This window comes from Lawsonibacter hominis, from assembly GCF_014287895.1.
Lineage (GTDB): Bacteria > Bacillota > Clostridia > Oscillospirales > Oscillospiraceae > Lawsonibacter_A > Lawsonibacter_A hominis.
Genome location: NZ_JACOPP010000012.1, coordinates 68523 through 91016, shown reverse-complemented (window position 1 = coordinate 91016; position 22494 = coordinate 68523). Strand labels below are relative to the sequence as shown.

The window sequence follows — 22494 nt, the reverse complement described above, 5'->3', positions numbered from 1 at the left end:
CGTGGCTCCCGGCGGCATCAAGGTTAAACGCCCGTACGGCGCAGACGCGCCGCCTGCTTGCGCTGGGCTTCGATTTGCGGGCGGGTGTGGGCGGATGACCGAATCGCCTTTTGGAGGCCCCATTTTCACCGGATACCGCACACTTGGGCATTTGAAATGCCCGGAAAAACGGACGGAACGTTTGCTTTGGCCGGGTAGTGTTTGACTTTAGCAGGGGATTGCGGTAAAATCGTCTCTGTGTTTTGAAACAGGAGGCGAATCCCTTTGAAAATCATCTGCCAGATCGGTGTTATTTTTGCCGTATGCTGGGCCGGGCAGATCATAGAAGCGCTGCTCCCCTTTTCGTTTCCCGCCAGCGTCATCAGTATGGTGCTGTTGTTCGTGCTGCTGGCCACCGGAGGTTTGAAGCTGGATCATATTCGGGAGAAGTCGGACTTTCTCCTGGCCAATATGTCCTTTTTCTTTCTGCCTGCGGGCGTGAGCATGCTCAACTATTTCGACGTGCTGAAGAGCACCTGGGTACAGCTGCTGGTCATCTGCCTGGTGACGATGGTGCTGGTCTTCGCGGCCACCGCGCTGAGCGTCCGCTTCACGCTGTATCTGCTGGAAAGGAGAAAACGCCATGAGTGAGCTGTTTGCCTCTCCTTTTTTCGGGATCGCCCTGAGCGTGCTGTGTTTCTGGGCCGGGGTGCGTATCCAGAAAAGGACCGGGCTGGTGGCCTGTAATCCGCTGCTCATCGGAATTGTGCTGACCATCGCCGTTCTGCTGCTCTTCCGCATCCCTTACGAGTCCTATAACGAGGGGGGCAGCATCATCAGCATGTTCCTCTCCCCGGCCACTGCCTGCCTGGCTGTGGCGATCTACGGAAAGATCCAGATCCTGAAAAAAAACTGGCTGCCGATTTTAGTAGGGTGCACGGTGGGCTCGTTTACCTCTATTCTCAGCGTATGGCTCCTGTGCCGCTTGTTCGGACTGGACGAGGCCATGACGGTGTCGCTGCTGCCCAAGTCGGTCACCACTCCGATCGCCATCAGCATCTCCGGCCCCCATGGGGGTATGGTCCCCATCACTGTAGTGGCGGTACTGGTCACCGGTGTCATGGGAAGCGTGCTGGCCCCCCTCCTCATCAAGCTGTTTCGGGTGAAGGATCCCATGACGGCCGGCCTGGCCATCGGGGCCTGCTCCCACGCGGTGGGGACCTCCAAGGCGTTGGAACTGGGGGAGACGGAGGGCGCTATGAGCGGTCTGGCCATTGGGATCTGCGGAGTGGTCACCGTGGTCCTGTCCCTTTTCTTATTGTAACGGAATCGGCACAGAGGTCAAACCAGCCTTTTGGCATGATGCCCGCAGAGGGTGTATGCACTGCCAGAAAACAGGGGCTCCATCGGATTGGATGGAGCCCCTGTTTTCTGCAATTAAAATGTCGTGCCGGCCGGGGGACCCCGGCGGGCAAAGGTCTCGGCGGCGCGGCGGAATTCGCCGTCCAGCAGGCGGCTGATGCGTTCTACCAGCGCCTCCGGCTCCTCCTTCATATCGTCGGACAGCCAGCCCATGATGAGGCCGCCCAGCGCGTACATATAAAAGTCGGACAGAAACGCCAGATCCGGCTCCTCCAGGGTCAGGTCGGGACTGCAGGCGCGCAGCGCGCCCTGACTGACGGCCCGCGCCAGGCGGAAGAAGTGGTTGTCCAGATAATCCCGTCCGTTGGAGCGGAACACGTGGAAGATGATGAGGTGATGCTCCCGGGCGTATTGGAAGCAGCGCAGCAGCGCTTCCTGCCAGTTGGCGCTGCCCGCTACGGTGACTTGGGTCTCATGGTCCAGGAAGAACCGGAGCAGGTCATAGATGTCCTGAAAGTGATAGTAGAAGGTCTGACGGTTGACCTGGCAGTCTTCTACGATCTCCTTGACGGTAATGTCGTCCAAAAACTTTTTTGTCAGCAGGTTTTTCAGCGACATCGCCAGCGCCAGTTTGGTGCTTGGAGCCAAGGACCTCACCTCCCCGTCCGGATCTCATATCGGGCCGGTTTTATTTCAACGCCAATCATTATAGCACAAGGACGGGACAGATTGCAATCCCGGTCGAAATGCGGTATAATACCGTTTAAATGTGCAGACGGAAGGAGAATCGGGGCATGACCATCGAATACCGCCCACGGGGCGTATGCTCACAAAAGATGACTCTGGAGGTGGAGCGCGGAGTGATCCGATCCTTACAGGTGGAGGGCGGCTGCAACGGGAACCTGCAGGGGCTTGCCCGCCTGGTGGAGGGGATGGAAGCGGAAGAGGCCATACGGCGCTTGGAGGGTATCAAGTGCGGCTTCAAGTCTACCTCCTGTCCGGATCAGCTGGCCCAGGCGCTGAAAAAGGCCAGAGAGGCCTGACCCGCGGGACGCTTTCAGCGTCCCGCGGGTCCGCTTGTCGAAAGCCCCTCCCGCAGGAGTGCCCCGCAGAGTTCCGTCGCCCGCAGGCGGTGGAATAAAATCAGAATCCGTTCTTTCCGGGGACATGTGCCTCGGAAAGAACTCTTCTCACGAAATCCTTGCCGATTATTTCGCAAGCAATCGAGGCAAAATTTCGTATGGCCGTTTCGAAACAGCGGCGCAACCACTGTTTCGGCCGTCTCACCGGGGGACGCTTTCATCGTCCCCCGGTTTCATTTTACACCAAGGGGGCGGTATACGCTTCTACAGCGCGGCGCAGGAATGCGGCGCAGCCCGGTACCGCTTGATCATAGTAATCGGTGAAGCGTTTGTCCTGCGTGTACAGCGCTGCCAGCGCCGCATGGGCCTGAGGGGTATAGGGCTGCTCCCAGGAGGCGGAGAGCCAGCGGCGGTGCTTTTCCGCCAGCATCCGGCCCGCCGGACCGTCCGGCGTGTCCCCGGCCAAAACGGCGGCGGTCAGGTCCCGGCGGATCTCGTCCTCCAGCGTGGTCATCGCATCATACTGCTCACGGGTAAGACCGGCGAGCCGGGCGTTGGCGCGGTCCACCAGCGCGTCGCCATATCGGGCCCGCAGTTCCGGCCCGTACTGCGCCTCGTTTTTTTGGATCATATCCTGTTTGAAACACTCAAATTTATCCGTATCCGGCATTCTGTTTCCTCCCTGTTCTGCGTCAAGCGTTTTTTGTACGGTCAGGATCAGGGCGTCCAACCGGCCCCGGCGGTCCTTCAGCTCCGTCAGGTGGCTCTGCAGCGCCGTCCGGCGGTCGAAGGCGGGATCATCCAGCAGGCGGCGGATATGCTCCAGCTCCAGTCCCAGCGCCCGATAGAACAGGATCTGCTGCAAACGGTCCACCTGTGCCGGACCGTAGAGGCGCCAGCCCGCCTGGGTGGTATGGGCTGGTTTGAGCAGGCCGATCTGGTCGTAGTGCCGCAGGGCCCTTCGGGTGACCCCGGCCAGCTGTGCCAGTTGTTGGATGGTGTATTCCATAAGGCTCCCTCCTGACAAAGTGGAGTATACGGTATGACGCAGCGGAAAGGTCAAGAATAAAATTCAAAAATTATGTTAAGGCATTACCGCATGCTTCAACGCGTGCGGATCGGCGCGAAAATTTGTGCCGCAAAAAGGCGCAAAACCGCAGGAATACTTTGTGTATTGCAAGGTTTTGCAACGCATTTGTGGGGCAGATTGGCCGCCAAGACGTGCGTGGGGAATTGTGCGGCGATGCCTTAAATATTCCGCTGGCTGTACGCCTGATCTGCTTTCCGGGGCGGCCTCCTGCGCCGGCGCCCACGCAGGGGCGCACGGCCAGCTCCGCTGCCGCGTTGAACGGTTTGCTGTAAAGACCTCATGCAGGAGGTTTATCCCGACAAATCCCGCGTGTCGAGAAAAAAGCGCGCGGGACGGCGCATTCCGTCCCGCGCGCAGGCGGCTGCGATGGCATGTCCGCGGAATATGCGGCGCTACCGGCGGCGGCGTCCGCTGTAACGGGAGGCGCCGCTGTAAGCGTACCCGCCCCGCCTGCCGCCGCCCCGGCCGCCCCGGGTAAACAGGCGCCGCAGCACCAGCACCACGATCAGAACGAGGACGGCCAGGAGGACCAGCTTGACCCAAAGCTGGTCAAAAAACTTCTGAATACGGTCCAGACGGTACAAAAGCTCGGAACGGGACACGCTGTTCAGGGCCACCAGCGGGAGAGAGCCGTATTCCTTCCCGTTCAGGGACACGGTGATGGAGCCCAGCACCTGGCCCTCCTCCACGGGAGCCTCGACGCTTTCCGCGTCCAGCGTCCAGGAGCGGGTGAAATCCTCCGCATCCAGGTCGTTGGGCAGACAGGCGACAATGGAGCCTTCGGGGCGCACGGCCACATAGTTGGCCTGCTCGGAAAGCGTTACCTCCACCTCTGCGATATCCAGGGCGGTATCGTCCAGAATGGTGCGGCGGGAGAAGTTGCGAAAGCCCCACTCCAATAGGCGGGTTGTCTCGTCAAAGTAGAGAAAGCCTTCGCTGCCGGTGGTGCCTGGCTCCCGCTCGCAGCCCATCACGACGGAGAGGAGGGTGTGCCCATCCTTGGTGGCGGAGGCGGCCAGGCAGTAGCCGGCTTCCGGCGTATGGCCGGTCTTGATGCCGGTGGCGTATTCGTAGATGTAACCCGCGACCCGGAAGTTGGAGATCAGGGCGTTGGTGGAACGGACGATACGCTCCTCCGGGTGGAAGTTGGTGGCGGGCATGGTATAGTTTTTGGCAGATACGATGGTGCGGAAAGTTTCGAATTCCATTGCCTGGCGGCACATCCGGTAGATGTCGTAGGCGGTGGTGTAGTGGTCGTCGTCATGATAGCCGTGGGTGTTGGAAAAGTGGGTGCCCGTCATACCCAGCTCCGCCGCGCGGGCGTTCATCCGGGCCACGAACTCCGTCACGCTGCCGGAAACAGCCTCCGCCAGAACATTGCAGGCCTCATTGCCCGAGGGGATCAGGGCGGCGTAGAGCAGATCAATGATCCGCAGCTGTTCGCCCTCTTTAATATCGGCGGTGGAGGCCCCCTCTCCGATGCCGGTGTGAAGGGCGGAACTGGCGGTGACCACCTGCTCCAGGGTCAGCTCGCCCCGGTCCACCGCCTCCAGGGTGAGCAGACAGGTCATGACCTTGGTGATGCTGGCGGGATACATCTTTTCATGGGCGTTCTGCTCGTAGAGCACCTCGTCGTAGTCGGCGTCCACCAGAATCGCGGCCTTGGCCTGCACCTGCATCCCGTCCAGAATGGCGCTGCCGCTGCCGGAGGCGGCGGCATAGGGGGAGAGCAGGCCGGTCAGGAGGGTCAGGGTAAGCAGGATGGAAAACACACGTAATTTTTTCATAGGAAACTCCCGTTATGTATGATATAATAGCCGCAAAGCGGCGACGATCCGCGCATGCCGGCGGTCCAAGCCCCGCCTCGATCCGCGGCGAAGGACCGGAGCGAATCACCTCGAAACCTGTAGCGCGCGATTTCGTTCACCGGCAATATTATAGCAAACGGCAGCGGTGGACGCAACGGGGGAGGCTTTACAATTTATGAAGATTTCCCGTCTGGAATGGATTACCATTCTCCTGTGCGCGGTCTTTCTGGCCTTTGCGGCGGGGTGGTTTTTGCGGGGACGCAGCGCGGCGCAGCCGGTGCGGGTGGAGACCCAGCGTGTTTTGGCGCAGGAAACGCCCCTGGTCCCGGCCTTGCCGGCGTCCAGCCCGGAGGCGCCGGAGGCGGGGGAGAAGATCAATATCAACACGGCACAGCTGGAGGAGCTGACCGCCCTGCCTGGGATCGGGGAGAAACGGGCCCGGGATATTATCGCGTACCGCACCCAAAATGGACCCTTCCGGATCCCGGAGGACCTGACCAGGGTCAGCGGCATCGGGGAAGGGATCCTGGAAGGACTGATCGACTACATCACCGTTTCATAGAGGAGGACGGCATGAAGATATTGGTTGTGGATGACGAGCGGGTGCTGGTCAAGGGGATCAAGTTCAACCTGGAGAGCGAGGGCTATCAGGTGGAGGTGGGCTACGACGGGGAACAGGCGGTGGAGCTGGCCCGCAGCGGGGCGTTCGACCTGATCATCCTGGACCTGATGATGCCCAAGATCGACGGGCTGCAGGCCTGTATGCGCATTCGGGAGTTCTCCAACGTGCCGGTGATCATGTTGACGGCCCGCAGCGAGGATGCGGACAAGATCATCGGCTTCGAGTGCGGGGCGGACGATTATATCACCAAGCCCTTCAACATCCTGGAGCTGAAGGCCCGGGTGCGGGCCCTGCTGCGCCGGGCGGGCATGTCCCACCAGAAGGAGGCGGGGCGGCTGACCATCGGCCACATCACGCTGGACGCCGATGCCCGGGCGGCCTGGAAAGAAGGGCAGAGCGTGGATCTGACCGCCAAGGAGTTCGACCTGATGGAGTTGCTCATGCGCAATCCGGGGCGGGTGTACTCCCGGGAAAATCTGCTCAATGTGGTCTGGGGGTATGAGTATGCTGGGGATTACCGCACGGTGGACGTACATGTGCGCCGCCTGCGGGAGAAGCTGGAGCTGGACCCGGCCAATCCCCGGTATATCCTCACCAAGTGGGGCGTGGGGTATTACCTGAAAAACGGATGAACACGCCGGGCTGCAGCCCGGCGGGAGGTGAGCGTCCATGGCCGAACAATCGAAAAGGGTGCCCTTCTGGCGCTCGCTGCAGACCAAGTTCGCCCTGACCTATGTGGTGATCATCGCGGCGGTGCTCATCCTGCTCAACACCTATCCGGTCCTGGTCTCGCAGGACCTGGTGTACCAGTCCAAGCAGGCTTCCCTGCAGAACCAGGCCGCGGTGCTGGCCTCGGCGCTGTCGATGGGACCGGAGGAGCTGACCCGGGAGACCGTCAAAGGTACCATCGACCGCCTTGGGGTACCGGGCACGACCCGGGTCGTGGTTACCGACCCGGCGGGCGAGGTGCTCTGCGACTGGTATGAGGGGGCCTATCAGGAGGACACCCTGGGCCGGTATGCCCTGTTCTGGGAGGTGGCCGCGGCGCTGCAGGGCAACGACGTGTTCCGCTCGGAGTACCGGGAGGGCGCCTTCCGCAGCCGGGCGGCGGTCCCCGTCACTTACCGCTCCATGACGCTGGGGGCGGTCTATTTCTACGAATACGATACCGAGCAGGGGGCGCTGCTGCTGGGGATCCAGAGCAATCTGCGCTCCATGTCGGCGGTCATCTGCGTGGTGACCCTGATCATGAGCGTGTTTTTCTCCAAGGCCCTCACCCGGCGGATCGCCGCTCTGCTGCGGGCCATCCGCATCGTGCGCCAGGGCGAGTACAGCCATCGGGTAGACTTGAAGGGCGGGGATGAGATGACCCAGCTGGCCGAGGAGTTCAACGAGCTCACCGGCCGTCTCCAGACCACCGAGGAGGTCCGCCGCCGCTTCGTCTCCGACGCCTCCCACGAGCTGAAGACGCCCCTGGCCTCCATCCGCCTGCTCACCGACTCCATCCTTCAGGCCGAGCACATGGATGACGCGACCGCACGGGAGTTTTTGGGGGACATCGGGGAGGAGGCCGAGCGCCTCACCCGCATCACGGAAAAGCTGCTTACCCTCACCCGTCTGGATACCGCGCCGCCGGTGGAGCGGACGGCGGTGGACGTAAAACGGGTGGTGGAAAAGGTGGAGCACATGCTCGCTCCCCTGGCCCGGGCGGTGGAGGTCTCCCTGGTCTGCGACCTGGAGGAGGGGGCATGGGTGTGGGCGACGCAGGACGATCTGTACCAGATCGCCTTCAACCTGATGGAGAACGCCGTCAAGTATAACCTGCCGGGCGGAATGGTCCGCGTGACCCTGCAGGGGCAGGGGGACGCCGTCGTCCTGTGCGTGGAGGATACCGGCGTGGGCATCCCGGAGGAGGACCTGCCCAAGATCTTCGATCGCTTTTACCGGGTGGACAAGGCCCGCTCCCGGGCCGCGGGCGGGACCGGGCTGGGCCTGTCCATCGTTCGGGATACCGCCCGCCAGCACCGGGGGACGGTTACCGTGCGCCGGAGGGAGCCGGCAGGCACCTGCTTTGCGGTGACCTTTCCCCGCTGCCGGGAGAAGGGAGGGGAGCAGCCGTGAACCAAAGAAGGCTTTTGGCGCTGGCAGGCGCGCTGCTGCTGGCGCTGCCGGGGTGCGCTCCGGCTTCTTCCGGCGAATCCCCCGCACCCGAAGGGACGTACCAGGTGTATTACTCCGCCATGGGGGATGAGGACGCACCGGCAGCAGTGGACAGCGCCGCCTATACGCTGCCGGAGGATGCGCCGCCGGTGCCCGCGCTGCTGCAGGCCCTGCTGTCCCAGCCGGAGCAGGCCGGCTTGTCCTCGCCGTTTCCGGCGGGGGTGCGCCTGCTGGACTGGACGCTGGAAGAGGGACGCCTGCATCTGGATCTGTCGGAGCAGTATAACGGCCTGTCGGGCGTGAACCTGACCCTGGCCGACTGCTGCATCGCCCTGACGTTCTGCCAGCTGGAGGGGGTGGAGGCGGTATATGTAACCGTGGAAGGCCATGAGATCCCCTACCGCCAGAGCCAGCTGCTCCGCGGGGAGGACGTGCTCCTGTCCGGGGCGGAGGAGGAGCCGGTCTATATCCAGGCGGAGCTTTGGTACCCCAAGGCGGACGGGAGCGGACTGGGGACGGAGTCCCGTCAGGTGCGCAAGACGGAGGATGCCACCCTGCCCCAGGCGGTGCTTTCCGCGTGGCTGGAGGGGCCGTCGTCGGAGGCGCTGGAGGCCTGCCTGCCCGAAGGGGCGCAGGTGCATGAGCTGACGGTGACCGACGGAGTATGCACCGTGAACCTGTCCGCAGGTTTTGCAGCGAACGCGCCCGCCGACCCGGAGGCGGTCCGCCGGATGGTCTACGCGCTGGTCAACACGCTGGGAGGACTGGAGCAGATCGACGCGGTGCGCCTGCTGGCGGAGGGGGAAGCGCTGGACGCGCTGGGCGGCGTGCCGCTGGAGCAGCCCATCGTACCGGATACCAGTCTGGAACGGGATTGACAAGCCCGGGCCGGACGTGTAGGATAGGGAAAGCAAACACGAAAGGAAGACCTGACCATGAGCGATCCGCGCATCCGCACAGCCTGCATCCACGCCGGATATACCCCCGGCAATGGGGAACCCCGCAATATCCCCATCATCCAGTCCACCACCTTCCGGTACGCCACCGGAGAGCAGATGGGCGCCCTGTTCGACCTGGAGGCGAACGGGTATTTCTACACCCGCCTTCAGAACCCGACCAACGACCATGTGGCCGCCAAGATCTGCGCGCTGGAGGGCGGCACGGCGGCCATGCTCACCGCGTCCGGTCAGGCGGCCTCCTTTTACGCCGTATTCAACATCGTCTCCTGTGGAGAGCACGTGGTCTGTTCCGCTTCGATTTACGGCGGGACCTATAATCTGTTCGCCGTCACCATGAAGCGCATGGGGATCGATTTCACCTTTGTGGACCCGGACTGCACCGAGGAGGAGCTGAACGCCGCCTTCCGGCCGGAGACCCGCGCCGTCTTCGGGGAGACTATCGCCAATCCTGCCCTGACGGTGCTGGACATCGAAAAGTTTGCCAAAGCCGCCCACGCCCACGGGGTGCCCCTCATTGTGGACAACACCTTTGCCACACCAGTGAACTGCCGTCCCTTTGCATGGGGCGCGGACATCGTCACCCACTCTACCACCAAGTACATGGACGGACACGCCAATGCCGTGGGCGGCGCCATCGTGGACAGCGGGGCCTTCGACTGGACGAAATACCCCGACCGGTTCCCCGGCCTGTGCACCCCGGACGAAAGCTACCACGGGATCACGTATACCCAGCGCTTCGGCCTAGCCGGGGCTTACATCACAAAGGCCACCGTCCAGCTCATGCGGGATCTGGGCGCGATCCCGTCGCCCCAGAACTGCTACTACCTGAACATCGGGCTGGAGACGCTGCCCCTGCGCATGGCAAAGCACTGTGAAAACGCTCTGGCTGTGGCCGAGTGTTTGAAGCACCATCCCAAGGTGGCCTGGGTCAGCTATCCCGGCCTGCCGGGGGACCGCTATTATGCGCTGGCCCAGAAATATATGCCCCACGGGACCTGCGGCGTGGTTTCCTTCGGGGTGGAGGGCGGACGTTCCGCGGCCTCGCGTTTCATGGCCGCTCTGAAGCTGGCCTCCATCGCCACCCATGTGGCCGATGCGAAGACCTGCGTGCTCCATCCGGCGTCCACTACCCACCGGCAGATGACCGACGCGGAGCTGGCGGCGGCCGGGGTATCCCCCGACCTGGTGCGCCTGAGCGTCGGCATCGAAGATGTACGGGATATTTTGGATGACGTGGAACAGGCCCTGGCGGGGGTATAGGGAGGCGGAAGGGATGTACGTGGACCCTACGGTCTATTCCGGCGCGCCTGCCGAGGCACGGGACAGCCGGGAGATGGCGGTATACGCCAAATTGGATGCCCTGGGCATCTCCTATCTGCGCTGTGACCACGACCATGCCGATACCATGGAAGCCTGCGAGGCGGTGGAAGCGGTGCTGGACGTGTCGATCTGCAAGAACCTGCTGCTTACCAACCGCCAGCAGACCGATTTCTATCTGCTGATGATGCCGGGGCGCAAGCCGTTTAAGACCCGCGATTTGACCAAGCAGCTGGGCTGTTCCCGCCTCTCTTTCGCCACCGGGGAGCAGATGCAGGCCCTTTTAGGGGCCGTCCCCGGCTCTGCCAGCGTGTTCGGGCTGATCTATGACCCGGAGCAGAGAGTCCGTTTGCTGATCGACCGGGAGCTGCTGCACGACGCATACATCAGCGGCCACCCCTGTTTCTCCACTTCTACCCTGAAGGTGCAGCGGCAGGACCTGCTGGAGCGTTTCCTCCCCGCCGTGGGACATGCGCCCACCTTTGTGGACCTGCCCTGGCCGGAGGAGTGCTGAACAAGAAAACGGCCCCGGAAGCAATGCTTCCGGGGCCGTCAGACTGTCGAGGAACCCGGCTTATACTTGACGCATAAACCGGGTTTCTCGACAGCCTGAGAGTGACAGCCTGCTGTCACTCTGCAAATCGCACCGATCCTGTAAAAAGGTTGTAAGGAAGCGTGACGCGGCCGGCGGGAGCAGATCGCGCTCGGTTCTTGTTACCGCATTGTAACTTGCACCGGAAGAGCGGGACGGCTATGCTGAGAGCAGGACAAGACGGAAAGGAGCGATGCGGAATGAAACGGCTGTTGGCGGCGGTATTGTGCCTGGTCCTGGTATGCGCAGCGGCGGCCCGGGCGGCAGAGCCGGAGCAAGCCCTTTGGACGCGGAGCGAGGGGGATGGGGATTATGTGACCATCCGCGTGCCCTGCCCGGAGGGGGAACAGCTGCCCTGGGCGCAGACCCGGAAGCTGTGTGTGCGCTATGCCGACACCGGGGAGCCGGTAGCCCTGTGCAGCAATTATTACCGGGGATATCTCTTTGCCACCGTCCCGGCCGCCCAGGCGGGCCGGACGCTGGAAGCCGGTCTGGGCGAGCCTGTGCGGTTTGCCGACCATATCACGGTATGGGAAGGTGTGGAATACTACGACGCTCCGATTGGCACCGATGAGCTGAATCTCCGCGGCGTCCTCCGGGGCGACGGTTCGGGGAACCTGAACGCCGGCGCGGTGATTACCCGGGCGGAAGCGTTTGCGCTGATCGTCCGCCTGCTGGGGATCCCGGAGGAGGGGGAAATCTGGGCGGAGTGGTACGACGCCAACGGGAAAAGCACCGGCTACGATGACGTAGCGCCCGGCGCGTGGTACGTTCCGGTGGCTGCCGCCGCCCGGGCCTGCGGGCTGGCTGCGCCGGACGCGTTGTTCCACCCGGAGCGCCCGGTGACCCGCGGGGAATTTACCGTCATGCTTTACCGGGCCATGCGTGCCGTTGGCTGGCTGGAGGCGCCGCAGGGAGACGAGAAGCTGGTGCTGGCCGATGGGGAGGACCTTCCGGACTGGGCACGGGAGGCCTACCTGGCATTTGACAGGGGGGATCTGGGCATCGTTACCTTCCGGGACACCGGCGGGCGGGACAGCGAGGGGTTCCCGCTCCAGGAGCGCCTGGCCGAGCCGGGCAGGGGCGCTACCCGGGGTGAGATCATCGAATTCCTCTACAGCGCCCTGCGGCGTCTGCCCTGGTATCCGCTTCCGGAGGCCATCGAATGGGGATTTGACCGGGCCATGCCCGTCATCGACGGCTCCACCTCCACCTACCCATACACCAAGGCGGTGTATGGAGCTTTTTTCTCCAACTTCGAAAACCACCCACAGTACCCGGAGAGCCATTCCAAAAGCCATGAGTCTTACCAACGGTTGATTGACGGCGCGGCGGACGTTCTCTTCGCGGCCACCCTCCCCTCGGAAGCGCTCAAGGCCCAAGCGGCGGAGGCAGGGGTACAGTTGGAGTGCATTCCCATTGCTTACGATGCCATGGTGTTCTTTACCAATGCGGAGAACCCTGTCCTTGGGCTGACCCAGCGGCAAATACAGGATTTATATGTCTATGGGAAATATACGAACTGGAATCAGGTAGGCGGGCCGAACGCCCAGCTGCTGCCCTACCGCCGCAACGCGGACAGCGGCTCCCACGCCCTGATGGAACAGTACTTCCTGGAGGGAGGCAAGCTCTCCCTCAGCCCGAACGTGCATAACGTCCTCACCTCTTACGCCATGTCCTCCGCCCTCACAGACGTGGCCCAGGCCCTGCGTACCGATCCTGCCGCCTACGCCATCGGCTACAGCGTCTTTTATTATTACGTGAACAGCTCCTGGCTTCTGGACGATGCGGGAGGAGGGGAGCTCAAGCTGCTGTCTGTGGACGGGGTGATGCCCAGCGACTCCACGATCGCCGACGGCAGCTACCCCCTGGCGGGCTACAACTATGTGGTGCTCCGCTCCGACGAGCCGGAGGACTCCCCCGCCCGGCGGCTGGCGGCCTTTATGCTCGGCGAGGCGGGCCAGAGCCGCGTAGCTAACGCGGGATTCGGCCCCCTCTCCGGCGGCCCCAAGGCGGACTTCGAGCGGGACTTCCCTGATTGGAGCCCGGATGAAATATTCCCCGCCGGTTCCAGCTATGTGGTCCTCGCTTGGGACAGGGGGAGCGCCGTCCTCCGCGCCAGCGGCCTGGTTCGCAGCGTGGCGGACGGCCGCTGGCACGAGCTGGTCGCCAACCAGTGCCCTGCTCCGGCGGGAGAGGGAGTCGCCGCCGCCGTGTTGGGCCCTCCCGGCTGCACGGTGGTCTTTGGGTCCGTGGGGCGGGAGCTCCGGGGCGACCTCACGGTCCGCCTGAGCTATGACGGCGGGCAGGTCCTGACCCAGACAGTCTATCCCGGCCGGACCTTTCACTTCCTGCTGGAGGGGCAAGTCGAGCTGGAGGGACTGGAGCTGCTGGCCCGCGATGGCCAGAGTTTAGGCTCCTGGAAACCGTAAACGCAACAAAAGCGAGGCGCAGGCAAAATGCCTGCGCCTCGCTTCGTCTCTAGTTCTGTTCCAGCTTCATCCGAAGCACACGGCGGACTACCGCCGGATCAGCCTGCCCCTTTAACTGCCGCATGACCTGTCCCACCAGGAAGCCGAAGGCCTTTTCCTTGCCGGCCTTGTAGTCCTCGATGCTCTTTGGGTTGGCGGCAAAGACTTCCTCCGCCACGCATCCCACCAGACCCGCGTCGGATACCTGCTCCAGGCCGTGTTTCTGCACGTATGCGTCCACGTCTTCGTCGTGCTCAAACACCGCCTCGAAGACCTTCACGGCCGTGTTGCGGTTGAGCTTGCCCTCCTGCACCAGGGCGATGAGCCGGGCCAGAGCGGCGGGGGAGAAGACCATGTCCCGGGCCTCCAGCCCCCGGGCGGAGAGCTGTCCCATGACCTCGCCCATGATCCAGTTGGAGACCTGCTTGGCGGGGGCGCCCAGAGCCACGGCGCGCTCAAAGAAGTCGGCCAGGGCCTTCTGGGCGGTGATCATCTGGGTATCGTAGGCAGGCAGACCGTAGTCGGCCTGATAACGGGCCATCCTGGCTTCCGCCATCTCGGGCTGCTGGGCCTTCAGGCGGTCAAGGTAGGCCTCGCTGAGCTCCAGAGGGGGGATGTCCGGCTCGGGGAAGTAGCGGTAATCCTGGGCGTTCTCCTTCGAACGCATGGCAAAGGTGGCGTCCTTGTTCTCATCCCAGCGGCGGGTCTCCTGGACCACGCGCTTGCCGTCCTCCAAACGCTCGATCTGCCGCCGGGCCTCGTACTGGATGGAGCGGGCGATGGCCTTGAAGGAGTTGAGGTTTTTCATCTCGGTGCGGGTGCCGAGCGCGGGCGCGCCTGCGGGCCGCACCGACAGGTTCACGTCGCAGCGCAGGGAGCCCTCCTGCATTTTGCAGTCGGATACGCCCAGATACTGGAGCGTGGAGCGCAGCTTTTCCAGATAGGCCACGACTTCGTCGGCGCTGCGGAAGTCCGGTTCGGTGACGATCTCGATCAAAGGGACCCCGCAGCGGTTGTAGTCGGCGCGGGTCTGGTCGATCCAGGGATCGTGGACCAGCTTGCCCGCATCCTCCTCCATATGCAGCTCGTGGATGCGGATGGTCTTGGCGCCGGCGGCGGTGCGGATGTCGACAGCGCCGTCATGGCAGATGGGCAGGTAGAGCTGGGAGATTTGATAGGCCTTTGGCAGGTCGGGGTAGAAGTAGTTTTTCCGGTCGAACCTGCAGCAGCGGGTGACGGCGCAGTTCAGGGCCAGTCCGGCCTTGACGGCGAATTCCAGCACCGCCTCGTTCAGCACGGGCAGCGTGCCGGGCATGCCGGTGCACACCGGGCAGCAGTGGGTGTTGGGATCGCCGCCGAATTCAGTGGTGCAGCCGCAGAAGATCTTCGTGGCGGTGGCCAGTTCCACATGGGTCTCCAGGCCGATCACGGTTTCCCAGGTCACTGCGCATCGCCTCCCTTCTGCGCCGCCTGGCCGGGCAGGGGCGGCGTGCGCTTGTGGTGATCGGTCTCCAGCTGGAAGGCATGGGCGGCGTCCAGCACCGCGGCGTCCCCCAGGGCGGGACCGATGAGCTGAGCGCCGATGGGCATGCCGTCGGATGCGAAGCCGCAGGGTACCGAAATACCCGGCAGGCCCGCCAGGTTCACCGAGACGGTATAGATGTCGCTCAGGTACATCTGCAGCGGGTCGTTCAGGCTCTCGCCCAGCTTGGGCGCGGTCGTGGGGGCGACCGGGGTGAGCAGCAGGTCGTAGCGCCGGAAGGCCTCGTCGAAGGCGCGCTTGATCAGCGCTTTGACCTGAAGGGCCTTTTTGTAGTAGGCGTCGTAGTAGCCGGTGGAGAGCACGAAGGTGCCCAGCAGGATCCGCCGCTTGACCTCCGCGCCGAAGCCCTCGGTGCGGGTCTTGTTGTACAGACCGGTCAGGTCCTCGTAGCCCTGGGCGCGCCAGCCGTATTTCACCCCGTCGAACCGGGACAGGTTGGAGCTGGCCTCGGCGGCGGCAATGATATAGTAGGTGGGCACCACGTACTGCATGACGGGAAGGGAGAACTCCTCCACGACGGCGCCGCGCTGTTTCAGAACGTCGGCCGCGGCGAGCACGGCGGCGCGGACCTCCCCGTCCAGGCCGTCCCCGAAGCAGTCGGCGGGCAGGCCGATCCTCTTGTCCCGCACGTCTCCGGTGAGACCGGAGAGCAGGCCGCCCGCCGGGGCGTCCAGACTGGTACCGTCCCGCGGGTCGCGGCCCTGGATGACGTCCAGTACCGCCGCGCAGTCGGCGGCGGAGCGGGCGATGGGACCCATCTGGTCCAGAGAGGAGGCATAGGCGATCAGGCCGTAGCGGGAGACGGTGCCGTAGGTGGGCTTCATGCCGGTGACGCCGCAGTAGGCGGCGGGCTGGCGGATGCTTCCGCCGGTATCCGAGCCGATGGCGTACCACACGCTGCCCTCGGCCACGGCGGCGGCCGCCCCGCCGGAAGAACCGCCGGGTACCCGGGAGGGGTCCCAGGGGTTTTGGACCGGACCGTAGAAGGAGGTCTCGGTGGTGGAACCCATGGCGAACTCGTCCATGTTCAGCTTGCCCAGGGAAATGCAGCCCGCCGCGTCCAGACGCTCTGCCACAGTGGCGTCGTAGGGGGGCGTAAAGCCGCCCAGAATCTTGGAGGCGCAGGAGGTCTTCACCCCGCGGGTGCAGATGTTGTCCTTAAAGGCCATGGGCACCCCCGCCAGCGGCGATGGGGCGCGGCGGGCGTCCAGCAGGCGCTGCACCTGGTCGGCGCGGAGCATGGCGTCCTCCTTGGTGACGGTGATAAAGGCGTTGGAGCGGCCTTGCGCCTGCGCCAGACGGTCCAGACCGGCCTTTGCCGCCCCGGCGGCGGAGAGGCTCCCCTCCCGCAGCAGTGCGCCCAGCTCCAGGGCGGTCAGCGTACGGTAATCCATATTGCCTGCCCCCCCTTATTCCACGGTCTTGGGCACCAGAAACGCCTCTTCATCGGGGACAGGGGCGTTCTGGAGCAGAGTGGGTCGGGCAAAGGACGGCTCCACGGTGTCCGGCCGCAGGACGTTTTTCAGCGGGAACACATGGCTCATGGGCTCCACCTCCGCGGTATCCAGGGCGTTCAGCACGTCCATGTAGTCCAGGATGCGCTCCAGCTCTCCGGTCATCCGGGCCTTTTCCTCCGCCGGAAGCTTGAGCCGGGAGAGGACGGAGACATAATCCACCATTTCCTCGGTAATTTTCATATCGTACCTCCTCCTTTACGGTTCCAGCCGGTTCAGATCCCGGGGGAACAGACAGGCCCTTCTCACGTTGTCCAGGCCGCACAGCTTCATGGTCAGCCGCTCCAGGCCGATGCCCAGTCCGCCGTGGGGGGGCATGCCGTGCCTGTGGATCATCAGGTAGCTGGCAAACTCCTCGGGATGCATGCCCCGGTCCAGCATTTTTCGGACCTGCTGGTCGTAGTCGTGGATGCGCTGGCCGCCGGTGGTGACCTCCATCCCACGGAACAGAAGGTCGAAGGAGAGGGTGTACCGGGGGTCGGCGGGGTCGTCCATGGCGTAGAAGGGACGCTTTTTGCTGGGATAGTGCGTGACGAACACGAAGTCGGAGCCCCACTGCTCCTTGGCGTATTGGCTGATGTGGAGCTCCTCCTCCGGCTCCAGATCGTAGGGGTCGCGGATCCGGTAGCCGTAGGCCTCGGCGGCCAGACGCTTAGCCTCGTCGAAGCGGACGGCGGGAATGCGCTCCACCAGGGGCAGCTCCGCCCCCAGCCGGGCCAGATCCTCGGCGTACTCCGCCGCGAGCAGGCGGACCATATGCTGCAAAAACCCGGTCTCCATCTCCATTACGTCGGTAAAGCCGTCGATAAAGCCCATTTCGAAGTCCAGGGAGGTGTACTCGTTCAGGTGCCGGGGGGTGGCGTGCTTCTCCGCCCGGAAGACGGGGGCCACCTCGAACACCCGCTCGAACGCGCCCACCATGGTCTGCTTGTAGAACTGGGGGGACTGGGCCAGGAAGGCCTTTTTGCCGAAATAGTCCAGCCGGAAGATGTTGGAACCGCCCTCCGCCCCGGCGTGGACGATCTTTGGGGTGTGGATCTCGGTAAAGCCCTCCCGGTGCATGTATTCCCGGAAGGCGCGGCCGACGGCGTCCTGGATCCGGAAGACGGAGCGCGCCCGCAAAGAGCGCAGCACCACCGGGCGCAGGCCCAGCTCGGTGTCCAGGTTCAGCGCCAGCCTGCGCTTGGAGATGGGCACCGGCAGGGGGGCCGCCGGGCGGGAGAGCACTTCCACCTGCGCGCCGGACAGCTCGAACCCGCCAGGCGCCCGGGGCTCTTCCCGGACGGTGCCGGAGACCCGTACGGCGCACTCGTCGGTGACGCCGTCCAGGCCCGCCTCCCGGGGACAGACGCACTGCACCACGCCCTGGCGGGTGCGCAGGGTGAGGAAGGTCAGCGCGCCCATGCTCCGCAGGGAGTGGACCATACCGTTGAGGGTGACGGCCTGGTTATTCCGGCCGACCCCTATCCGTTCTGCGATCGTGGTTTCACTGCGTCTGGTTCCTGCCATGAATTCCATGCTGTTCACACCTTTCCTGTTTGAATCAAAAATGAAAATAAAACGTCCCGAAGCTGCATTGCAGCTTCGGGACGGAAAAACTCCGCGGTACCACCCGTAGGTTTGCCGCATCGCCCTTGACACGGCCACTCAGACTCCCTTAACGCGGGCCACGTGCGCAGCTACCTCCTTGCAACAGGACTCGCTGTGCCGGCTTGGAAGCGTTGCGCCTCCCCATCCTGCCGGACCGGGCTCTCAGTCGGTGACCCGGATTCTCTGGCGGCGCTCACGGGGGACGGTCTTCGTCATTGCCTTTGATGAAAGTAGTATATGCGCCCGCTGCAAAAAAATCAATTGTGAATATTGACAGAATCAAAACTTTGCATCCCGCGGGAGCTTATGGTACAATGTCAAAAAGCGGCGCAACCGGCCGCGGGAATCAGCACGGAGGCGAAGGATATGATGGATTGGGACGCGCTGTATGAGGCGTGTATGAGCTGCCGCAAATGTCCGCTGGCGGAAACGCGGCATCATGTGGTGTTTGGCGAAGGGGCCCGGGACGCGGAAGTTATGCTCATCGGGGAAGGACCCGGCGAGCAGGAGGACCGGACAGGCCGGCCCTTCGTGGGCCGGGCGGGCAAGCTGCTGGACGACATGCTGGCCATGATCGATCTGAACCGGGAGCGGGTCTTCATCGGCAATATGGTCAAGTGCCGGCCGCCGGAGAACCGGGATCCTTTGAATCTGGAGCAGGAGGCCTGCATCGGCTACCTGCGCAACCAGGTGGCCCTGATCAAGCCCAAGATCATTGTCTGCCTGGGGCGTATCGCGGCCATCAAACTGATCCGGGAGGATTTCAAGATCACGCGGGAGCATGGGCAGTGGTTTGAAAAGGCGGGGGTGCAGATGACCGCGCTCTACCACCCCTCCGCCCTGCTGCGGGACCCCCGCAAGCGCCCGGAAAGCTTTGAGGACTTGAAGGCCCTCCAGGCCAAGATCCGGGAGATCTGTACCCATACCTATCCGGTGTAGATGTAGATGGAGGTGGCGCGCCGCTTTTGCGGCGCGCCACTGAGGCTTATGACGGGTGGTAAAAGAAGATGCTGCCCTTGTCCGCTTTGGCGCGATAGAGGGCCGAATCGGCCTGCTGGAGCAGCTGATCCCCGTTGATCCCCGGGGTGCGGAACGCGACCCCGATGCTCAGCGTGACGCGGTGATAGGTGCGGTTGGAGGGAGAACGGACAAAGGCGCGCTGAATGCTGCGGCAGGCGGCGAGCACGTCCTCCTGCGAATGGTTGCAGAAAAGGATGCAGAATTCGTCTCCGCCGAACCGGAAGGGGATCCCCTCCCCGCAGTCGTTCAGCACCTTGCCCAGCTCCTGGATGTATTTGTCTCCCCGCAGGTGGCCGTAGGTGTCGTTGATGGACTTGAATTCGTCCAGGTCCAGAATGGCCAGAGCGTATGACCCAGTGGGATTGGCGTCCAGCTCGGCGATCGCCTGTTCCAGTCCCTGGCGGTTCCAGGTCCCGGAGAGGGGATCGGTGATGGCCTGTTCCCGCAGATGCTGCCGTTCCAGCTCCCGGCGGATACTGACGTTGTTTTTCTCCTGTTCCACGCGGATCAGAACGTCGCACAGGGTATAGATGGCAAACAGCACGACCACCGACAGGACCAGATCGGCCAGCTGTTCCCGGTCGGAAAAGTCCTTGACCACATCCAGGTCCCACTGGAGCAGCAGATCGGAGAGCACCTTGCCCGCGATACTGGACAGGGCGGTCACCGTGGTGAGGAGCCGGTCGCTGTACACCGTGGTCAGTACGATGGGCATTGCGACGGCAAGCACCAGAGAGGAAAAGACGCTGTGTACCGAATATAGGATCAGGCCGATGCCTGCAAGCGACAGGGAAACGGCGTAGGCCTTCCCCCGGAGCGGGATGCGCCGGCTGCGCTGGACCAGGTGGCAGAACAGGGATAAGCCCAGATTCAAGCTGGTAGGGATCAGAAAATATTTTATAAAATAGATGTTCCGCGAGGAGGAAACGATGTCCATATACCGCAGGGCAAAATAGAGCGCGATCTCCAGCGCGCCCACAAAGAGCGCGATCGAAAGCGTGAGGTGCACATGCAGGCGGAGCCATTTTTCGTTGATCCGCTGATACTCGCGGTGGATCAGATTGATCTCGGAAGGTTCGTTTCGTGTGAGCATAGCGTCCTCCAATCGAGGGCTTGATGGAGTGATTATACCATTGCGCCGGTTGGATGTCACGCAGAATCGAACGGAAAACAGAATCCCAAAGGCGAAGCCGGGGGGACGTGCCGCCGGCACACATCGGCGGTACGTCCCCCGGGGGGCCGAGACAGGCGGTGATCCGCCCGTTGGAAGGACGGCGCCCGGTACGCGCTCCCGCCGCCGTACCGGTACCGCGCTACCGTTTTGTACTGGCGCGCTTGATGACCTTCAGGCGGACGAACTCCTCCCGCTCTTTTTCCTCCAGTGCGTCGGTGATGAAGCGGATGGTCTCGTCAAAGCCTGGGATGACGATGTTCTGCAAGGCGTTGGCCCGCTTCTGAGTCTTTTTGATGGCCTGGGCCAGGCGGTAGATGGAGGTCTCCACCTCCGCCAGACGGCGGGTAAGCTCCTTGACCCGGTAGAACTTCAGATAGCAGTCGTCCAGGGCGGAGGAAGTGCGCACAAAGCCGTATTCCGGCCGGGGCGGCGGGGACTGGCCGGGGATGCGGGGCAGCTCCACCCCCATCACCGAGCGGTAGCGGATGTCCAGACTGTCGTCCACCTCCACCGCCTCCGCGATGCGGTCGCAGATGCCCAGATGGATATTGGCGGTCTGGAGCGATTCATAGGCCTGGGTAAAGACCGTGTCGATCTGGCCCTGGAGCTGCTTGGCGGTGTCCATCAGCCCCATCAGCTCCCGTATGAGGATATTGCGCTTGCGGTCCATCAGCTCGTAGCCGGTGGCGGCCAGAGCGCGGGAACGCTTGGCGGCCATCAGGTTGCCCTTGGTGGGCAGTACGGCGGCCATACGGCATCAGCTCCTTTCGCGGGGATCGGTTCAGCCCTGCTCCCGGGGCAGCAGGGACTGGCAGGCGCCCTCCACATAGTGGGCGCGGATGGTCTCATCGTCGATCCGGTCCAGTTCGGTCCGGGGCAGCAGGGTCAAAAGCTTCCAGCCCAGGTCCAGCGTCTCGTCCATCGTCCGGTTCTCGTTCTCGTCCTGACGGACAAAGTGCTCCTCAAACGCCCGGCCGAAGGCCAGGTACTGCTTGTCGGTGTCGGAGAGTTCGTCCTCGCCGATGACGCTGGCCAGGCTTCGGGCGTCCTGCACCTTGGAGTAGGAGGCGAAGAGCTGGTTGGACAGGGCGGGATGGTCGTCCCGGGTGAAGCCTTTGCCGATGCCGTCCTTCATCAGGCGGGACAGGGAGGGCAGAATGGCGATGGGGGGGTAGATCCCCTTCTGATCCATATCCCGGTCCAGTACGATCTGCCCTTCGGTAATATAGCCGGTCAGGTCGGGAATGGGGTGGGTGATATCGTCGTTGGGCATCGTGAGCACCGGCACCTGCGTCACCGAGCCCGCCCTTCCCCGGATCATGCCCGCCCGCTCATACAAAGAGGCCAGGTCGGAATACAGGTAGGCCGGGAAGCCCTTGCGGGAGGGGATCTCGCCCTTGGAGGAGGAGAATTCCCGCACGGCCTCGCAGTAGGAGGTCATGTCGGTCAGGATGACCAGCACGTGATAGCCGTGCTCAAAGGCCAGATATTCCGCCGCCGTCAGGGCGCAGCGGGGGGTCAGGATGCGCTCGATGATGGGGTCGCAGGCCAGGTTGCGGAACATGACCACCCGCTGAAGGGCGCCCGCCTCTTCGAAGCTGCGGCGGAAGAACTCGGCCGTATCGTTTTTGACCCCCATGGCCGCAAAGACGATGGCGAACTCCCCGTCGTCCCCGGCCACCTTGGCCTGACGGACGATCTGAGCGGCCAGCTCGTTGTGCTTCATGCCGGAGCCGCTGAAGATCGGCAGTTTTTGCCCCCGGATGAGGGTGGAGCAGCCGTCGATGGCGGAGATGCCGGTGTAGATACAGCTGCGGGGGTATTGACGGGAGACGGGGTTGATGGCCGAGCCGTTGATGTTGCGCCGCTGCTCGGGGTAGATCTCTCCCAGGCCGTCGATGGGCCGGCCGGCCCCGTCAAAAATGCGTCCCAGCATCTCTTTCGACAGGGCGAGGTCCATGGCCCTGCCGGTGAAGTGGGTGCGGGCGTTTTCCAGGGAAATGCCCCGGGTGCCTTCAAAGACCTGCAGAACGGCCTTGTCCCCGTCGAGGAGGATGACCCGCCCGTAGCGGCGCTCCCCGTTTTCCAGGGTGATCTCCGCCATTTCGTCGTAGGCCGCGCCCGTTACGCCCTCCAGAGCGATCAGGGAACCGGACAGCTCGGAAAGGCCGATGTATTCCAATCTCATAATGAATCAACTCCTGATATGCG

General features: G+C 63.4%; 21 protein-coding genes. 11 read left to right on the top strand and 10 right to left on the bottom strand.

Going from position 1 to position 22494, the window contains the following annotated elements:
* The first annotated feature begins 264 nt into the window (after positions 1–264).
* Positions 265–630: a CidA/LrgA family protein gene (locus H8S57_RS10140; protein ID WP_186907969.1), complete on the top strand. Its 366-nt coding sequence runs from the start codon at positions 265–267 to the stop codon at positions 628–630.
* The gene (locus tag H8S57_RS10135; protein ID WP_186907968.1) at positions 623–1303 is read left to right on the top strand and encodes an LrgB family protein; all 681 of its coding nucleotides are present in this window, start codon (positions 623–625) and stop codon (positions 1301–1303) included. Before H8S57_RS10140 ends, H8S57_RS10135 begins: the two co-directional genes overlap by 8 nt.
* Before the next feature lie 113 nt (positions 1304–1416).
* Here the strand turns inward: H8S57_RS10135 and H8S57_RS10130 are convergent, their stop codons facing one another.
* Complete coding sequence (locus H8S57_RS10130) at positions 1417–1998, bottom strand: TetR-like C-terminal domain-containing protein (RefSeq protein ID WP_352408893.1); 582 nt, start codon at positions 1996–1998, stop codon at positions 1417–1419.
* A 137-nt stretch (positions 1999–2135) separates the two neighbouring features.
* Here H8S57_RS10130 and H8S57_RS10125 point away from each other — a divergent pair, with 137 nt between their 5' ends.
* Positions 2136–2384, top strand: a complete 249-nt coding sequence (locus tag H8S57_RS10125) for a TIGR03905 family TSCPD domain-containing protein (protein WP_186907967.1) — start codon at positions 2136–2138, stop codon at positions 2382–2384.
* A gap of 277 nt (positions 2385–2661) precedes the next feature.
* Here the strand turns inward: H8S57_RS10125 and H8S57_RS10120 are convergent, their stop codons facing one another.
* Positions 2662–3432, bottom strand: coding sequence for a MerR family transcriptional regulator (locus tag H8S57_RS10120; protein WP_186907966.1), 771 nt, complete (start codon positions 3430–3432; stop codon positions 2662–2664).
* Between the two features lie 473 nt (positions 3433–3905).
* Positions 3906–5300: a D-alanyl-D-alanine carboxypeptidase family protein gene (locus H8S57_RS10115; protein ID WP_186907965.1), complete on the bottom strand. Its 1395-nt coding sequence runs from the start codon at positions 5298–5300 to the stop codon at positions 3906–3908.
* Positions 5301–5496: 196 nt separating this feature from the next.
* Between H8S57_RS10115 and H8S57_RS10110 the strand changes: the two genes are divergently transcribed.
* The 7 genes from H8S57_RS10110 to H8S57_RS10080 all read left to right on the top strand — a co-directional run bounded on the left by H8S57_RS10110 (position 5497) and on the right by H8S57_RS10080 (position 13403).
* Positions 5497–5883 carry a ComEA family DNA-binding protein gene (locus tag H8S57_RS10110; RefSeq protein ID WP_186907964.1) on the top strand — a complete coding sequence of 129 codons (387 nt, stop codon included), beginning with the start codon at positions 5497–5499 and terminating at the stop codon, positions 5881–5883.
* Positions 5884–5894: 11 nt separating this feature from the next.
* Positions 5895–6575 (top strand): response regulator transcription factor, encoded by a 681-nt coding sequence (locus H8S57_RS10105; protein ID WP_186907963.1) that lies wholly within the window; start codon positions 5895–5897, stop codon positions 6573–6575.
* Between the two features lie 37 nt (positions 6576–6612).
* Positions 6613–8064, top strand: a complete 1452-nt coding sequence (locus H8S57_RS10100) for a sensor histidine kinase (protein ID WP_186907962.1) — start codon at positions 6613–6615, stop codon at positions 8062–8064.
* Entirely contained in the window at positions 8061–8981 is a 921-nt protein-coding gene (locus tag H8S57_RS17375) for a GerMN domain-containing protein (protein ID WP_186907961.1), read from the top strand. The genes H8S57_RS10100 and H8S57_RS17375 overlap by 4 nt, the downstream gene beginning before the upstream one ends.
* Before the next feature lie 57 nt (positions 8982–9038).
* Positions 9039–10322 (top strand): O-acetylhomoserine aminocarboxypropyltransferase/cysteine synthase family protein, encoded by a 1284-nt coding sequence (locus tag H8S57_RS10090; protein ID WP_186907960.1) that lies wholly within the window; start codon positions 9039–9041, stop codon positions 10320–10322.
* 13 nt (positions 10323–10335) lie between these two features.
* Entirely contained in the window at positions 10336–10893 is a 558-nt protein-coding gene (locus H8S57_RS10085) for a prolyl-tRNA synthetase associated domain-containing protein (protein ID WP_186907959.1), read from the top strand.
* Between the two features lie 278 nt (positions 10894–11171).
* Complete coding sequence (locus tag H8S57_RS10080) at positions 11172–13403, top strand: PstS family phosphate ABC transporter substrate-binding protein (protein ID WP_243204774.1); 2232 nt, start codon at positions 11172–11174, stop codon at positions 13401–13403.
* 49 nt (positions 13404–13452) lie between these two features.
* On the opposite strand, the gene gatB is transcribed toward H8S57_RS10080, so the two are convergent.
* Genes gatB through aspS form a run of 4 tightly spaced genes read right to left on the bottom strand, consistent with a single transcriptional unit; the run spans position 13453 to position 18017 of the window.
* A complete protein-coding gene (gene gatB, locus H8S57_RS10075; RefSeq protein WP_186907957.1) occupies positions 13453–14886 on the bottom strand; it encodes an Asp-tRNA(Asn)/Glu-tRNA(Gln) amidotransferase subunit GatB in 1434 nt (477 codons plus the stop codon).
* Positions 14883–16379 carry an Asp-tRNA(Asn)/Glu-tRNA(Gln) amidotransferase subunit GatA gene (gene gatA, locus H8S57_RS10070; protein ID WP_186907956.1) on the bottom strand — a complete coding sequence of 499 codons (1497 nt, stop codon included), beginning with the start codon at positions 16377–16379 and terminating at the stop codon, positions 14883–14885. Before gatA ends, gatB begins: the two co-directional genes overlap by 4 nt.
* A 15-nt stretch (positions 16380–16394) precedes the next feature.
* Positions 16395–16682 carry an Asp-tRNA(Asn)/Glu-tRNA(Gln) amidotransferase subunit GatC gene (gene gatC / locus H8S57_RS10065; protein WP_186907955.1) on the bottom strand — a complete coding sequence of 96 codons (288 nt, stop codon included), beginning with the start codon at positions 16680–16682 and terminating at the stop codon, positions 16395–16397.
* Between the two features lie 15 nt (positions 16683–16697).
* Entirely contained in the window at positions 16698–18017 is a 1320-nt protein-coding gene (aspS, locus tag H8S57_RS10060; protein WP_186907954.1) for an aspartate--tRNA(Asn) ligase, read from the bottom strand.
* Between the two features lie 438 nt (positions 18018–18455).
* Between aspS and H8S57_RS10055 the strand changes: the two genes are divergently transcribed.
* Complete coding sequence (locus H8S57_RS10055; RefSeq protein WP_186907953.1) at positions 18456–19028, top strand: uracil-DNA glycosylase; 573 nt, start codon at positions 18456–18458, stop codon at positions 19026–19028.
* 46 nt (positions 19029–19074) lie between these two features.
* Here the strand turns inward: H8S57_RS10055 and H8S57_RS10050 are convergent, their stop codons facing one another.
* The 3 genes from H8S57_RS10050 to H8S57_RS10040 form a co-directional block, all read right to left on the bottom strand.
* Complete coding sequence (locus tag H8S57_RS10050) at positions 19075–20202, bottom strand: GGDEF domain-containing protein (protein WP_186907952.1); 1128 nt, start codon at positions 20200–20202, stop codon at positions 19075–19077.
* A gap of 220 nt (positions 20203–20422) precedes the next feature.
* A complete protein-coding gene (locus tag H8S57_RS10045; protein ID WP_186907951.1) occupies positions 20423–21034 on the bottom strand; it encodes a V-type ATP synthase subunit D in 612 nt (203 codons plus the stop codon).
* 30 nt (positions 21035–21064) lie between these two features.
* Positions 21065–22471, bottom strand: a complete 1407-nt coding sequence (locus H8S57_RS10040; RefSeq protein ID WP_186907950.1) for a V-type ATP synthase subunit B — start codon at positions 22469–22471, stop codon at positions 21065–21067.
* Positions 22472–22494 lie beyond the last annotated feature (23 nt).

What these genes read in the sequence shown, in the direction of transcription:
- gatC (WP_186907955.1), bottom strand. Translation starts at nt 16,682, where the DNA reads ATGAAAATTACCGAGGAAATGGTGGATTATGTCTCCGTCCTCTCCCGG.
- H8S57_RS10110 (WP_186907964.1), top strand. Translation starts at nt 5,497, where the DNA reads ATGAAGATTTCCCGTCTGGAATGGATTACCATTCTCCTGTGCGCGGTC.
- gatA (WP_186907956.1), bottom strand. Translation starts at nt 16,379, where the DNA reads ATGGATTACCGTACGCTGACCGCCCTGGAGCTGGGCGCACTGCTGCGG.
- H8S57_RS10050 (WP_186907952.1), bottom strand. Translation starts at nt 20,202, where the DNA reads ATGCTCACACGAAACGAACCTTCCGAGATCAATCTGATCCACCGCGAG.
- aspS (WP_186907954.1), bottom strand. Translation starts at nt 18,017, where the DNA reads ATGGAATTCATGGCAGGAACCAGACGCAGTGAAACCACGATCGCAGAA.
- H8S57_RS10125 (WP_186907967.1), top strand. Translation starts at nt 2,136, where the DNA reads ATGACCATCGAATACCGCCCACGGGGCGTATGCTCACAAAAGATGACT.
- H8S57_RS10040 (WP_186907950.1), bottom strand. Translation starts at nt 22,471, where the DNA reads ATGAGATTGGAATACATCGGCCTTTCCGAGCTGTCCGGTTCCCTGATC.
- H8S57_RS10080 (WP_243204774.1), top strand. Translation starts at nt 11,172, where the DNA reads ATGAAACGGCTGTTGGCGGCGGTATTGTGCCTGGTCCTGGTATGCGCA.
- H8S57_RS10135 (WP_186907968.1), top strand. Translation starts at nt 623, where the DNA reads ATGAGTGAGCTGTTTGCCTCTCCTTTTTTCGGGATCGCCCTGAGCGTG.
- H8S57_RS10090 (WP_186907960.1), top strand. Translation starts at nt 9,039, where the DNA reads ATGAGCGATCCGCGCATCCGCACAGCCTGCATCCACGCCGGATATACC.
- H8S57_RS10105 (WP_186907963.1), top strand. Translation starts at nt 5,895, where the DNA reads ATGAAGATATTGGTTGTGGATGACGAGCGGGTGCTGGTCAAGGGGATC.
- H8S57_RS10115 (WP_186907965.1), bottom strand. Translation starts at nt 5,300, where the DNA reads ATGAAAAAATTACGTGTGTTTTCCATCCTGCTTACCCTGACCCTCCTG.
- H8S57_RS10085 (WP_186907959.1), top strand. Translation starts at nt 10,336, where the DNA reads ATGTACGTGGACCCTACGGTCTATTCCGGCGCGCCTGCCGAGGCACGG.
- H8S57_RS10045 (WP_186907951.1), bottom strand. Translation starts at nt 21,034, where the DNA reads ATGGCCGCCGTACTGCCCACCAAGGGCAACCTGATGGCCGCCAAGCGT.
- H8S57_RS10120 (WP_186907966.1), bottom strand. Translation starts at nt 3,432, where the DNA reads ATGGAATACACCATCCAACAACTGGCACAGCTGGCCGGGGTCACCCGA.
- H8S57_RS10055 (WP_186907953.1), top strand. Translation starts at nt 18,456, where the DNA reads ATGATGGATTGGGACGCGCTGTATGAGGCGTGTATGAGCTGCCGCAAA.
- H8S57_RS10100 (WP_186907962.1), top strand. Translation starts at nt 6,613, where the DNA reads ATGGCCGAACAATCGAAAAGGGTGCCCTTCTGGCGCTCGCTGCAGACC.